This is a genomic window from Pseudomonas wadenswilerensis (assembly GCF_900497695.1).
In the GTDB taxonomy this organism is placed as follows: Bacteria; Pseudomonadota; Gammaproteobacteria; order Pseudomonadales; family Pseudomonadaceae; genus Aquipseudomonas; species Aquipseudomonas wadenswilerensis.
On the sequence record NZ_UIDD01000003.1, the window covers coordinates 97,853 to 111,047 of the forward strand.

General features: G+C 58.9%; 13 protein-coding genes. 9 read left to right on the forward strand and 4 right to left on the reverse strand.

All coding sequences use genetic code 11. From position 1 onward, the window contains the following. The first annotated feature begins 177 nt into the window (after positions 1–177). Genes CCOS864_RS03815 through CCOS864_RS28360 form a run of 4 tightly spaced genes read left to right on the forward strand, consistent with a single transcriptional unit; the run spans position 178 to position 4,501 of the window. Entirely contained in the window at positions 178–1,323 is a 1,146-nt protein-coding gene (locus CCOS864_RS03815; RefSeq protein ID WP_115085267.1) for a slipin family protein, read from the forward strand. A gap of 54 nt (positions 1,324–1,377) precedes the next feature. Beyond that, the gene (locus CCOS864_RS03820) at positions 1,378–2,583 is read left to right on the forward strand and encodes an RtcB family protein (RefSeq protein ID WP_115085120.1); all 1,206 of its coding nucleotides are present in this window, start codon (positions 1,378–1,380) and stop codon (positions 2,581–2,583) included. Between the two features lie 39 nt (positions 2,584–2,622). Next, positions 2,623–3,420 carry a nucleotidyltransferase domain-containing protein gene (locus CCOS864_RS03825; protein ID WP_115085121.1) on the forward strand — a complete coding sequence of 266 codons (798 nt, stop codon included), beginning with the start codon at positions 2,623–2,625 and terminating at the stop codon, positions 3,418–3,420. A 49-nt stretch (positions 3,421–3,469) separates the two neighbouring features. Continuing rightward, a complete protein-coding gene (locus CCOS864_RS28360; protein ID WP_115085122.1) occupies positions 3,470–4,501 on the forward strand; it encodes a DUF6708 domain-containing protein in 1,032 nt (343 codons plus the stop codon). Here CCOS864_RS28360 and CCOS864_RS03835 read toward each other — a convergent pair. Continuing rightward, positions 4,473–5,378 carry a DMT family transporter gene (locus CCOS864_RS03835; protein WP_115085123.1) on the reverse strand — a complete coding sequence of 302 codons (906 nt, stop codon included), beginning with the start codon at positions 5,376–5,378 and terminating at the stop codon, positions 4,473–4,475. The genes CCOS864_RS28360 and CCOS864_RS03835 overlap by 29 nt on opposite strands. A 97-nt stretch (positions 5,379–5,475) precedes the next feature. On the opposite strand from CCOS864_RS03835, the gene CCOS864_RS03840 reads away from it, so the two are divergent. Then, on the forward strand, positions 5,476–6,363 hold the full coding sequence (locus tag CCOS864_RS03840) for a LysR family transcriptional regulator (RefSeq protein ID WP_115085124.1): 888 nt from the start codon (positions 5,476–5,478) through the stop codon (positions 6,361–6,363). Here the strand turns inward: CCOS864_RS03840 and CCOS864_RS03845 are convergent. Both CCOS864_RS03845 and CCOS864_RS03850 read right to left on the reverse strand, forming a co-directional pair. After that, a complete protein-coding gene (locus tag CCOS864_RS03845; protein WP_115085125.1) occupies positions 6,344–6,958 on the reverse strand; it encodes a glutathione S-transferase family protein in 615 nt (204 codons plus the stop codon). The two genes, CCOS864_RS03840 and CCOS864_RS03845, sit on opposite strands and share 20 nt — an antisense overlap. A gap of 64 nt (positions 6,959–7,022) precedes the next feature. Beyond that, complete coding sequence (locus CCOS864_RS03850; RefSeq protein WP_115085126.1) at positions 7,023–7,454, reverse strand: Lrp/AsnC family transcriptional regulator; 432 nt, start codon at positions 7,452–7,454, stop codon at positions 7,023–7,025. 198 nt (positions 7,455–7,652) lie between these two features. Here CCOS864_RS03850 and CCOS864_RS03855 point away from each other — a divergent pair, with 198 nt between their 5' ends. The 4 genes from CCOS864_RS03855 (at position 7,653) to CCOS864_RS03870 (ending at position 12,458) form a co-directional block, all read left to right on the forward strand. Then, positions 7,653–8,360 carry a YczE/YyaS/YitT family protein gene (locus tag CCOS864_RS03855; protein WP_115085127.1) on the forward strand — a complete coding sequence of 236 codons (708 nt, stop codon included), beginning with the start codon at positions 7,653–7,655 and terminating at the stop codon, positions 8,358–8,360. Between the two features lie 107 nt (positions 8,361–8,467). Beyond that, positions 8,468–9,952 (forward strand): AmmeMemoRadiSam system radical SAM enzyme, encoded by a 1,485-nt coding sequence (amrS, locus tag CCOS864_RS03860; RefSeq protein WP_115085128.1) that lies wholly within the window; start codon positions 8,468–8,470, stop codon positions 9,950–9,952. Then, positions 9,949–11,073 carry a trans-sulfuration enzyme family protein gene (locus CCOS864_RS03865; RefSeq protein ID WP_115085129.1) on the forward strand — a complete coding sequence of 375 codons (1,125 nt, stop codon included), beginning with the start codon at positions 9,949–9,951 and terminating at the stop codon, positions 11,071–11,073. Before amrS ends, CCOS864_RS03865 begins: the two co-directional genes overlap by 4 nt. Before the next feature lie 68 nt (positions 11,074–11,141). Beyond that, a complete protein-coding gene (locus CCOS864_RS03870; RefSeq protein ID WP_115085130.1) occupies positions 11,142–12,458 on the forward strand; it encodes an aminotransferase-like domain-containing protein in 1,317 nt (438 codons plus the stop codon). Here the strand turns inward: CCOS864_RS03870 and CCOS864_RS03875 are convergent. Continuing rightward, entirely contained in the window at positions 12,387–13,019 is a 633-nt protein-coding gene (locus CCOS864_RS03875; RefSeq protein WP_115085131.1) for a LysE family translocator, read from the reverse strand. The two genes, CCOS864_RS03870 and CCOS864_RS03875, sit on opposite strands and share 72 nt — an antisense overlap. Between the last annotated feature and the right edge of the window lie 176 nt (positions 13,020–13,195).

The window sequence follows — 13,195 nt, forward strand, 5'->3', positions numbered from 1 at the left end:
ACGCCCACCGCCGATTTGCCCGGCTTGCCGGCCGGGCCCGGAGCAAGGCAGTTGCCGGACCGCAGGATGCGGTCAGTGGACAGGACGTCCCGGCAACTGACTCCTCCGGGCCACGCCCGCAGCGCTCGGCTCTTTGGCAGCACCGGCACCAAGGATTAATTGCACAGGATGATCAAGATGAAACTGTTGAAACGCTTTATCGTGAAAAAGAACGAACGCGGCCTGCTGTTCTGCGAAGGCGACTTTGTGTCGATCCTCGAACCTGGCGTGCACAAGCGTTTCGACCTGCACAACCGGCTGACGGTGGAAACCTTCAGCCTCAATACTTCGCTGTTCGAACATCGCCTGGCCGGCTACCTGCGGCAAAGCGAGCCGGCTCTGGTCGAGCAGTATTTCGAACGCATGGACCTGGCGGAAAACGAAGCCGGCCTGCGTTTTGAAGACGGTGCCCTGGTCGAGTTGCTGGCCCCGGGCAGCCGCCAGCTGTACTGGAAAGGCCAGAGCGCGCAGACCCTGCAGCGCATCGACCTGAGCCAGACTTATCGCCTGGACGGCGCCCTGGTGGCCCAGCTCAACCAGCCGAAATTGCGCAGCCGTAACCTGGCCGGGCTGGACGCGGTGTTGCTGGCGTCTGTGCCGGCCTTTCATGTCGGTGTGTTGAAGGTCGATGGCGTGGTGGTCGAGTTGCTCGGCGCCGGGCAGTACGGCTTCTGGCGCTTCAGCCGCCAGGTGAGTGTCGAGTTGGTCGACATGCGCATCCAGGCCATGGAAATCAGCGGGCAGGAAATCCTCACCCGCGACAAGGTCAGCCTGCGCCTGAATCTTGCGGCCAACTGGCGCTACAGCGATGTGCTCGGTGCGTTCGCGCAACTGAGCAAACCGCTGGAGCACCTGTACCGCGAGGTGCAGTTCGGCCTGCGGGCGGCGGTGGGCACCCGAACGCTGGATGAGCTGTTGGAAAACAAGCAACTGATCGACGATTCGGTCAGCCAGTACCTGCAGGAGAAACTCGCCGGCAGCGGTATCGAAGTCAGCGGCCTGGGGGTGCGCGACATCATCCTTCCAGGTGAGATGAAGGCCCTGCTGGCGCAGGTGGTGGAGGCGGAGAAAGCGGCGCAGGCCAACGTCATCCGCCGCCGCGAAGAGACCTCGGCAACCCGTTCGCTGCTCAACACCGCCAAGGTCATGGAAGACAACCCGACGGCCCTGCGCCTGAAGGAACTGGAAACCCTGGAACGGGTGGCCGAGCGAATCGACCGGATTTCGGTGTTCGGCGGCCTGGATCAGGTGTTGAATGGACTGGTCAGCATCAAGGCCGGATGAGGTTTGCCGGGCTCAAGCAGCCCGGCAGCAACAGATAAAAGTGGAAGTACGACAATGAACATACTCGAAGTGGCCGGCGGCAAGCCGATCAAGCTCTGGACCGACGGCGTCCCGGTGGACGAGGGCGCCCGTGAGCAACTGCTGAACACCGCGAAGATGCCGTTCATCTTCAAGCACCTGGCGGTGATGCCCGATGTGCACCTGGGCAAGGGCTCGACCATCGGCAGCGTGATCCCGACCCTGGGCGCGATCATCCCGGCGGCGGTCGGCGTCGATATTGGCTGCGGCATGATCGCCGCGCGCACCTCGCTGACCGCCAGCGACCTGCCGGACAACCTGCATGGCCTGCGCACTGCAATCGAGAAAGCGGTGCCCCACGGCAAGACCTTCGGTCGTCGCGACCAGGGGGCCTGGGACAGCGTGCCGGCCATGGCTGACCATGCCTGGCACGACTTGGCGGCGCGCTTCAAGGCAATCACCGACAAGTACCCGAAGCTGGAGAAAACCAACAACCGCCAGCACCTGGGCACCCTCGGCGGCGGCAACCATTTCATCGAGGTCTGCCTGGATGAAGCCAACCGCGTCTGGTTCATGTTGCACAGCGGTTCGCGCGGAGTTGGCAATGCCATCGGCAACCTGTTCATCGACCTGGCCCAGGCCGACATGCGCCAGCACATCGCCAACCTGCCGGACCGCAACCTGGCCTATTTCGAAGAAGGCAGCCGGCACTTTGCCGACTACGTCGAAGCGGTGGAATGGGCCCAGGACTTCGCCCGGCAGAACCGCGCGTTGATGATGCATGCGGTGATCGCCGCTACGCGCAAAGTGCTCGGTAGACCCTTCGAGGCCAACCTCGAAGCGGTCAACTGCCACCACAACTATGTGCAGCGCGAGCATCACTTTGGCCACGACGTGCTAGTCACCCGCAAGGGCGCGGTGTCGGCGCAGAAGGGCGAGCTGGGGATCATTCCTGGCTCCATGGGGGCGAAGAGTTTCATCGTTCGCGGCCTGGGCAACGAAGAGGCGTTCTGCTCCTGCAGCCACGGCGCCGGGCGGGTCATGAGCCGCACCCGGGCCAAGCAGGCGTTCACCGTCGAGGATCAGCGACGCGCCACCGCCCATGTCGAATGCCGCAAGGACAAGGACGTGATCGACGAGATCCCCATGGCCTACAAGGATATCGACGCGGTGATGCAAGCCCAGCGTGAGCTGGTGGAAGTGGTGCACACCCTGCGTCAGGTGGTGTGCGTCAAAGGATAGAGAGGGCGCCTTGAGGCGCCCGAGTGCAAGGATACGAACATGAACAAGGAAGACCGTCACCCACTGCCGGACGCCATGCGCGAGTGGGTGCTTGAAGAGCTGCGCCGGGTCGAGCGCGAGCACGACGTCACCGTGCTCTACGCCTGCGAATCCGGCAGCCGCGCCTGGGGTTTTGCCTCCACCGACAGCGACTTCGACGTGCGTTTCATCTACGTCCCGCGCCAGGATTGGTACCTGCGCGTCGATGAGCCGCGCGACGTCATCGAGCGGCCGCTGACCGACGAACTGGACATCAGCGGCTGGGAACTGCGCAAGACCCTGAAGCTGCTGCGCAACTCCAACCCGACCCTGCTCGAATGGCTCGGTTCGCCGCTGGTGTACCGCGCTGAACCGGGTGCAGTGGAGTCGCTCCAGGCGCTGGCGCTGAAGTTCTACAGCGCCAGGGCGGCGCGGCACCACTACCTGTCGATGGCGAAAAAGAACCACCGCGACTTCCTCCAGGGCACGCAGGTGCGTTTCAAGAAGTACCTGTACGTGCTGCGTTCGCTGTTGGCCGTGCGCTGGATCGACCTGGGCCTGGGCATGCCACCGACGGCCTTTGCCGATCTGCTCGCGGGCACCCTGAGCGAGCCGCAGATGCTCGCCGAGATCGATGAGTTGCTGCGCATCAAGCGCCAGGCGGTCGAGGCTGACTACGGGCCACGGCGGGTGTTGCTGCAGCAGTTTATCGACAGCGAATTGCTGCGCGCCGAAACCTCGCCGACCTTGCCGAGGCTGCGCGGTGATACACAACTGCTGGATGACTGTTTGCGCGATACTGTGCGGCGTTATTCATAGGAAGCGCGCCTGGCGTGCCTTCCTTGTCGAAAGGACTCGGAACGTTTTCATGCCTGACAGCAAATACCAGCGCCTGCCCCATGCCGGAGACTTCGAGCAAGTCTCCGGTACCCAGATCGTCTACCTGTCGCCCAAACCCTTGCCCACGGGTGTAGAAGCCTACAGCTACCGGCATTTGCATCGTGATGCCAATGAGGTCTACCTGGACTTCGGCATCGGCCGGGGCAACTTCGAATTCATGGCCCGCTGCGGTATTGCCGCGGTCATGGGGGTGGTGAGCTGCGTGGTGATGACGGCATTTCTCGGGGCCTGGGTGCTGCGTAGGCTTGAGCCGTTCTGGGAGGGGGTCTACGACTTTCTCGCATCGCCGCCCATCTGGGGTTTTATCGGGCTGCTGGCGTTGATGTACGTCGTCATATTTTGCCTGGCCGTGCGCCAGGTCAGCGTCCAGCCACCGATCCGCTTCAATCGCCAGCGCCGCGAAGTGGCGATGGTGCCGAAGAAGGGCGCTGCACCCCAGTATGTGCCCTGGGAAGAGGTCATCGCCTGTGTTTCGGCCGGGCAATTGGTCACCGAATACGCGGTGATGCCCGAGTTCAAGCTGATGATCGGCCTGCGCGACGCGCAAAGCGGTAACGTCCTGTGGCTGACCGTGGCCTGTGGCAGCCTGCGCGGTGCAGTTGCCGAATGGGAGGCGATTCGCGTCTACATGGAAGAGGGCCCGGCTGCCTTGCCTGCGCCGCCGCCAGAAGAGTTCGAGGAGGGCACGGTGGCGTTTTTCCATATGGCCCGCCTCGGCTATCGCGACAACTTTCCGTGGCTGCAGTATGTGTTTGGCTTTCTGTTCGTTCAGGCGTTCGGCGGCTGGACCTTGCCGTGTCATCTCTCCAACTGGGTCAACAATCGCCCCAGAGCGATGTTTCCCAAGGGGGTGCGGGAGTGGTCCAGGCCATTGCCGGTGGATCAGCATGCGGTGCCCAGCGAGGCGCTGCTCAAAGAAAGTGACGAGGTGCGCAAGGCCTTTCGCCGTGGGCAAAACCTGCTGGACTACTTCAAGGTGAAATTTGCCGCGCCGGCTTAGGGCAGGACAAGCCCGGCGTCAGGTTCAAGGCCAGCACGCTGCTCAATACCACCAGTGCCCCGAGCACCACCAGCAGTGAAGGTTGTTCGCCGAGCAAAACGGCGGCAATCAATATTGCGCAGGGCGGGATCAGGTACAGCGCCATGGACGCCCGACTGACGTCGGAATGGCTCAGTACATAAGCCCAACCGAGGTACGCCAGGGCACTGGGAAACACGCCGAGGATCAGTACCGCCAGGTTTGCCTGTGGCGACGCCGCAGTCACCGCAGCGCCAAGGCCTGGCAGGTACACCAGCAACAACGCCGTGCCGGTCCACACGGTGTAACACACCATGGTCAGGCCGTCGTAACGATGGCCGTGAAGTTTCTGCAGGGTGAAGTAGATGCTCCACGACAGCGCGGCCAACAGCACCAGCAGACCATGGGCATCGAGTGTGCCCAAGCCGCGATCAGCGACGGCGACAATGGCCGCACCGAGCATCCCCAGTACCAGGCAGCCCCAATGCCAGGCGCTGACGCGCTGACGCAGGACAAAAAAGCCAATCAGCAAGGTGAACAGCGGCGTCGACTGCGCCAGCAGGCTGGAGGCTCCGGCGCTTACTCCGCGCTGGCCAAAGTTGAGCGCCACATGATGCCCAAACACGGCAAAAAGCCCGAGCAGTATCAAGAGCGGCAAGTCCTTGGGGCGCGGCAGGCTGATGCCGCGCCACACCGCAACAAACGCCATGAATAGCGACGCCACGATAAACCGCGCCAGGGCCAGATGTCCCGGCTCGTAACCTTGCAGGGCGATATGGATACCCGCGGGTGAATAGGCCCAGCACAACACCACGAACAGTGTCGCCAGAACGATTTTCAAGGGGTGGGCGCGTGGCATCGCAAGAGGCTCCAGAGGCGTGGAGCTTCAGTATCAGAAAGGTATCTGCTCACCACAATCGACTTATACTGAACTGATCGTTCACTTTGGGTGATGTATGGAGCTGATGCAGATTCGCATGTTCAAGACGGTTTACGACACCGGCAGCATCGCCCGTGCGGCCGAGGTATTGCACTATGTGCCGTCGAACATCACCGCGCGGATCAAGGCGCTGGAAGAGGAGCTGGGTGTGCCGCTGTTCTTGCGTCATGGGCGTGGCTTGAAGATCAGCCCGGCGGGGGAAACCTTTCTCGAATACGCCACCCAGATGCTCGCCCTGGCTGAAGAGTCTAAGGCTGCTTTGAGCCCGCAAGCCGTACCCAGCGGGCGCTTGCGCATCGGCGCCATCGAGTCTTCGGCCAGTGGCCGATTACCGCGATTGCTGGCGGAATATCATGCGCGCTTCCCCGAGGTTTCGCTGGAACTGAGCACGGGTACCTGGTCGCAACTGCTCGATGACGTGCTCAACCATCGACTCGACGGTGCAATTGTCGCGGTGGAGGTCGAGCGCCCGTTGCTCAAGCGCACGCCCATGTATCAGGAGGACCTGGTACTGATCGCCCCTGAATCCTTCGGACCGATCCGCAGCGCTGAAGACCTGCTGGGCAAGGCCATTTTCATGTGGCCGGAAGGCTGCCCTTATCGGGCGGCGCTGGAGCGCTGGCTACTCGAACAGGGGCAAAAGCTGCCGATTGTCGGCATCGCCAGCTATGGCGCCATCGTCAGTTGCGTGAGTGCTGGCGCCGGGGTGTCGCTGGTGCCCAGGGGCATTTTCGAGCAATACCGCAAAGGCGCCGGCTGGACTGGCCATGAGTTCGCCGAACTCAAGGCCATCAGCAACGCCTTCTACTGGCATGCCCAGGCGGGCAGGCATCCGGCAAGGGATGCCTTCGTGCAGATGTTGCGCGAGGGTTTGGCGGCAGGTGCTATTCGATCGGATACTTGAGCATCGCCGGATGGCCTTCAATCTTGTCAGCCAGACGCTGCACATGCGCAAACTCACTGGCCGCAACTACCTCGGCGCACACGTATTGAGTGAACGACCAGGCCACGGCCGTTGTGATCTCCGCCTGGCTCAAGGGCAGGCTGGGGCATTTCGTCGGCTGTTCGGCAAGTAGCCCGTCGAGCTGTGCGTACGCCGCCAGCAACTGCCCGGTCACCCGCTCGAGCCAGGGCGTATGCAGTTTCTCCTGCGGGCGCAAGTTGTGTTCGTAATAGATCTGCACCGACTTCTCACTGGCTGCCAGCGCCAGGCCGATCACCTGCAAATCGCTGGCGCGGGCCAGAGAGTCTTGCGGCAATAGCTTTTTAGCGGGCACGGCCAGGGCTTCGAAGTAATCCAGAATCAGCGTCGAATCCATCAACACCGTGCCATCGTCGAGGACCAGGCTGGGTGCCTTGACCACCGGGTTGATCGCGGCGAACTCGTTAAAATTGCGAAACACTGACAACGCCTGGTGCTCGAAAGTGATGCCGTACAGCTCCAGCGATACCGCGACGCGGCGTACGTAGGGGGAATCGAGCATGCCGATCAGTTTCATGAGGCCTCCATTCATTCAGGACAGGTTGACTGCGTAGAAAGTAGCTGAAGATCGATGTCGCGCTTCACGGCGCCAGTTTTCGTCGCTCGATGGGTTCTGACAGTACGATGCTGGTGCGTGTCTCCCCAAAGGGATTGATCCTGGCGATGGTGTTTTCGATATCAGCCATGGATTTGGCGTAGAGCCTGATCAGGTAAGAATCGTTACCCGTTACGTGCAGGCACTCGACGACCTCGGGTATTTCCTGAAGGAGGGCAATCAACTTGGTTTTGGCTGGCTTGAAGGTGGTCATGCCAACCACGGCCGAGATGCCGTATCCGAGTTTGACGGGGTCGACCTGGGCGCTGTAGCCCTTGATCACCCCGGCATCTTCGAGTTTGCGTAAGCGGTCAGTGGTCGCGGGGATAGAAAGACCAGCGTGCCGAGACAACTCGGTGATGGAAATTCGGCCCGAGGTCTGCACCGCGGCGAGGATTTTTATGTCTATACGGTCCATGTAGATTTCCTCTGGCAAAAGCAAAGAAATTAATGAAAAAGGTGTCTTTTTCATTAAAAAATAATGCATCAAAAAATAGTGCGATGCTAGTCTAATTTCGTCGCTCGAAGAGTCGCTTGGGAACGGCGTTGACATAATAAGAATTATTTCCCGGTCCGCGGATCACGGGCCAGGTCTTTCCTTGGAAATGGAGTTCGTATGGGGAATAAGACGCGCGGCTGCAATAACAATAACTACCCTTCGTTTCGCCAGTACCTCACCGGGCAATTATTTGGCTTTCGCCACTTGAAAGTTGATCAGGTGTGCATGTATCTGGTCGGTGTCGGCCTGTTCTCGCTGGGTGCCAAGTTGTTCATTATGAGTCACCTCGGAACCGACCCGCTGGATGTGCTTATTATTGCCTTCAATCAAATCCTGATGGTCGGCATGGGCGTCTGCTCGGCGATTGTGTCGCTGATCTTCCTGACCTGGTGGATGCTCTGGAACAAGAAATATCCGCCGATCAGCCCGTTCATCACTACCACCCTGACGGGGTTGTTGATCGATCTGTGGACGGTGCTCGACCTGGAGGGCCATGTGGTCCCCCACCTTAATGCCTATGCCATGTTGGCCCTGGGTTTACTGCTTTGTGCCTATGCCTCGGCGCTGATCATCATGAGCGGCGTTGGTATTCGCATCATGGACCTGGTGGTATTGACCATGGTCGCCAAATGGCGCTGGTCATTCACCCAGGCCAAGATGTTCATTGAAATCGGTATCTTTTCAACCGGCTGGTTGCTGGGCGGTCCGTTTGGTGTCGGGACGCTTCTGTTCCTGCTGGTGATCGGTCCGTTGATTCAACCATTCATGACCATCAATGCCCGGCATTTTTCGCTGACCAATCACGGCCTGGCCAGCGCCTCCTGATTTAAAACCATAACAACAACCCTCCTCGGCAGTCAGTGACTGGCGCGCGAGCGGCTGCGTACTTAACCGATGATGTAACTACTGTGCTGATGGATGAGGAATAAACAGTGAACGATCTCAATAATAAAACCTGGACCCTGCAAAGCACCCCGGCCAAGTTGGAAGAGCTGTTGCCGGACGGCGCAGTAAAGTGTCATCTTTCTCCGCGTAATTGTGTCATTCAGGAAGGCAAGCTCGGCTTTTGCAAGGTGCGTGGCAATCGCGGCGGACGTTTAGTTACATTGAACTATGGCAAGGGTGTTCATAGTACCGAGGAGACCATCGAAACCGAGGCTGTTTTCCACTTCGCACCCGGTGAGCGGATTCTCTCGCTGGGTAATATCGGCTGTATGCTCAATTGTGGCTACTGCCATAACTGGAAAACCTCGCAGGCCAAATACGTTACCGATAAGGACGTTTATTACTACACCCCCGAACAGGTCGTGGAAACCGCGTTGCAGCACGGTATTCGCGTACTGTCGTGGACCTACAATGATCCAGTGGTCTGGCATGAGTTTATTCTGGACACGGCCAAGCTGGCCAAAGAAGCTGGCTTGATCAACCTGTACAAATCGGCCTTTTTCATCAGCGAGGAAGCGATCGATGAACTGTTGCCGGTCATCGATATTTTCTCGATCTCGCTGAAGTCCATTTCTCCCGAGTATTACCGCAAGGTCACCACCGGCTGGGTCGAGCCGGTGCTGGCGGGTATCAAGAAAGTCTATGACGCGGGCAAGTATGTCGAAGTCAGCACGTTGATGGTGACCGATATCAGTGATGACGAAGACACCGCACGCACGATCAGCCAGTGGGTCCTGGATGAGCTGGGCCCAGAGGTGCCGTTGCACTTTGTGCGCTTCCACCCCGACTACAAGATGAGCAACAGCATCCGCACACCGGTTGACCGGTTACTCAAGGCCAGGGACGTTGCCCGGTCGATGGGGGTCGAGCATGTCTATCTGGGCAACGTAAATGATGTCGACGGTACCAATACCAGTTGCAACAACTGCAGCGCCTTGCTGGTCACCCGCTACGGGCTGAACGCCAGGAATATCGGCCTGGATAGCCAGGGTTGCTGTACTCAATGCGGTCATGATGCCCACTTCAGGTTGTTGCCCGAGCTGCCCGCTGGCCAGCCGGTCGAGTTGCGCGAGGAGGCGTTGACTGCGTACGAGAAAAGGAAGTTTGGATGGCACGGCGATATCGTTTCATTGCACGCCCAGGTTCTCAACACCCTTGACCGGGAGCAAAGCGTGTACCTGCGTCGAAACTATGCCGATGGCCACAGCAGCGAGTGGAAAACCCTGACGCTGCGGCCGTTTGAAAGCTATCGGTTCATCATCGCGAAGGCTCGAGTGGACGAGTTGGGCCCTGAAGTCTGGCTGCCAGCGGGGGTGAATTCCAACCTGCATGAAGTGTTTGACCGCGCCCATTTTCCCACTGAATCGATCGAGGAAATCGGCATAGCGCAAAACGACATCACGCCAGCCGTCGGCTATGAAGGCAAACAGAACATGTATGAGCAAGTCATCAAACTGGTGAGCAAGGCATGAACATTTCGACCGAGATGTTGCACATCCGGGTGGATGACCATGGCGCTCAACCCGCGGTCACGCCCCTTTATCAATGCAGTGCTTTCAGCGCCGACTCGGCATTTTTCTATTCGAGAAAGGCGAATCCCAACGTCAGCGAGCTTGAACAAGTCGTTGCGGCCCTTGAAGGGAGCGAACATGCCCTGGCCTACGCCACGGGCATGAGTGCACTCTACATGGTGCTCGAACTGCTCAAACCGGGCGATTCGCTGGTGATCAACAGGCTTATCTACGGTTGTTCGTACAAACTTTTCCAGCGTTACGCAGCACGCCTGGGTGTGCAATTGAGCATCCTCGACCTGAGCTGTGCGCAGGGGTTGGCAGCCTTGCCGGCGAAGGTCGACATGGTGATATTTGAAACACCGACCAATCCGTTCTTGAAGGATATCGACATCCAGGCCGTTTCGACGGCGGTCAAGAGCATCAATCCCCAGGCGTTGATCGTGGTCGACAACACTTGGGCGACGCCGTTGTTTCAAAAGCCGCTGGCCTGGGGCGCGGATATTTCGCTGTACAGCGCCACCAAGTACTTCTCAGGGCACAGCGATGTCATGGGTGGGCTGGTAATGGTCAATGACCAGGCACTTTACCAGCGCTTGCTGGAAGGGCGCTTTTATTCGGGTTCAATCCTGACGCCCCATAGCGCCTGGTTGTTGCGCAGAAGCATGCAGACCTTTGAGTTGCGCATGGAGCGGCACGGCAAGACCACCGTGCAAATGCTCAACTATCTGAAGGACCTCCCCTATATCGAGCGGGTTTACTACCCGCACATCGATGGCAAGCAGCTGACAGGCTATGGCGGGATCGTGTTTGTCGATATTCGCCGTGACCTGGTGCCGGTCTATAAAACCTTCACACGCTCGCTCAGATGGTTCGGAACCGGTACAGGCATGGCGTGTGTCACGTCGATGGTTGCCCAACCCTTTAGCGGCAGCCATGCGTCAATGACTGACGAAGAAAAAGCGCTGATGGGCATTGGCCAGGGGTTGGTGCGCTTGTGCTTTGGTCTGGAAGCGCTGGAAGACCTTCAGGATGACCTGCTGCAAGCGTTTCAGACGGCTGAGCAAGCGACACGCCAATAGCGCGCAAAAGTGTCGGCAATTGAACAACGGGCTCAGGTGGCCCGTTGTTTTTTTACAGGAGCGACAAGGTGTCGACTATCAGTGAATCTTCTGTTTTTGATGAGCCAGTGTTGAATGTCATTCATTTGTTGAACTCATTGACGGGCGAGCATCCGCAGGCAATTTCACTGGCCTCTGGCCGTCCGGACGATGAGCAATGCGATCCGGCGTTGATCGAGCGTGGCCTGGCCAGTTACACGCGGTATCTCGATCAGCCTGCATCGGTGGCGACATTGCTGTGCCAGTACTCGGCAACGGCAGGGATCATCAACGAGTTACTGGCCGAGCACATGCGGGTCGACGAAGGCTTGTGTCCGGTTGATCCGGACTGCCTGGTGGTGTGTCAGGGTTTTCAGGAAGCAGTGACACTGGCGCTGCTGGCACTGTTCGACAAGGGTGGAGTGCTATTGGTGCCTGACCCGGTGTTTTCCGGCATAACCGGGATTGCCAAACTGTTGAAGATCGAGGTTGTTGCCGTACCCATGGCCACTTTTCTCGACCCGCGCGCGTTGCGCCATTTCATCAGCACCGTGCAGTGTCAGGGGCGTAAGGTGCGGGCGATTTATGCCATTCCTGACTTCAGTAATCCGACTGCCGACAGCCTGTCCTTCGATGCCCGGCAGGCCATGCTGGACATCGCCCGGGCGTGCGATTTCTATGTGCTGGAAGACAATGCCTACCGTTACTTCAGGTACGAAGGCGATCGGCTGCCTGCGATGAAGGCACTCGACAGCGAGCGGGTCTTTTATCTTGGCTCGTTTGCAAAATCGATCTTCCCCGGCTTGCGCATGGGCTATGTGGTTGCACCGCAAGGCGTTCATGCACCCGAGTGGACGGCCAGATTGTGTAAAAGCAAAAGCCTGGTGAGCGTGCATACACCGGCGCTGTGCCAGGCGGTCGTCGGCGGTTTGCTGCTGGATAACCAGTTTTCCCTGGTGCAGTTGAACGCCGCTCGCGTGGCGGCCTATGCACGCAAGCGCGATTACATGCTTGAGTGCCTTGCACAGGCATTCGCCGATCAGCCCGGGGTGTCGTGGAATCGCCCGGCAGGCGGCTTTTTCATCAATCTGAAACTGCCCTTTGAATTTACCCAGGCGCAGATGAAAGAGTGTGCCATCGCCTTCAGGGTCATCGTTTTTCCGGTCGCGTTGTTCTCATTGTTGGGACACGGCACCCGGGAAGTCCGCTTGTCCTTCAGCAATGTGTCGCTCGAGCAGATCCGCGTTGCCATCGAACGCTTTGGCGCCTACGTCGATACACAGCTCGGTTGCGGTTCACGCAGCGCTACTGAGCATCACGCCACTGACGATCTGATACGCGCCGAGCAGGCTGATCGCGGTGCCTGAGCAGTAGTTGATCAGTCGCAGCTTTGCGCCGGACATCCTGGCTTTGAAGGCGGAGGAGAAGCCGCTCAACCCCAGCCACCATGCCGCAGAACCGAGAAAGATTCCGGCGACCATCAGTGCCACTGACAGGGTACTGCCTTGCTCGCCGCCGATACCGTCACTCATGGCGGCAAATATGGCGATGAAGGACAGGATCGTCATCGGGTTCGACAGCGTCAGGAACAAGGTGGTGGTATAGGCCGTGAGCATGTTGCTTCGCTCTCCCGTCAGGGACTCGGCTTTGTCTTTCGATCTGATTATCTGATACCCCACATACGCAAGGAACGCGCCGCCGAAGATACACAACCAGGGTTTCCAGCTGACCAGCGTGGCAATGAGCGCAGTAATGCCGAGCGCCCCGATAAAGCCGTAGATCGAGTCGGCGGTCGCCGCGCCCAGGCCAGTGGCAAAGCCTGCGCGCCAACCCTGGGAAAGACTGCGTTGAATGCACAGCAGGCCGATCGGTCCGACGGGCGCGGCGATGCAGAGTCCGATGATCAATGATTTGAAGAAAATCAGCATGGTGGCGCCTCCGTAAGTTGTTGATTAAAGATTAAGAGGAGTTCGCGCCTGTATTAATGAGGTTTTAAATGATTTTTGCGATTTAGCCGTCGAATTTAATGTAGTGCCGGGGATGTTCCTGAAAAATGAAAGCGTACCGGTAGCCTTGGAGATGAATGTCTTCCGGGCATATTCAG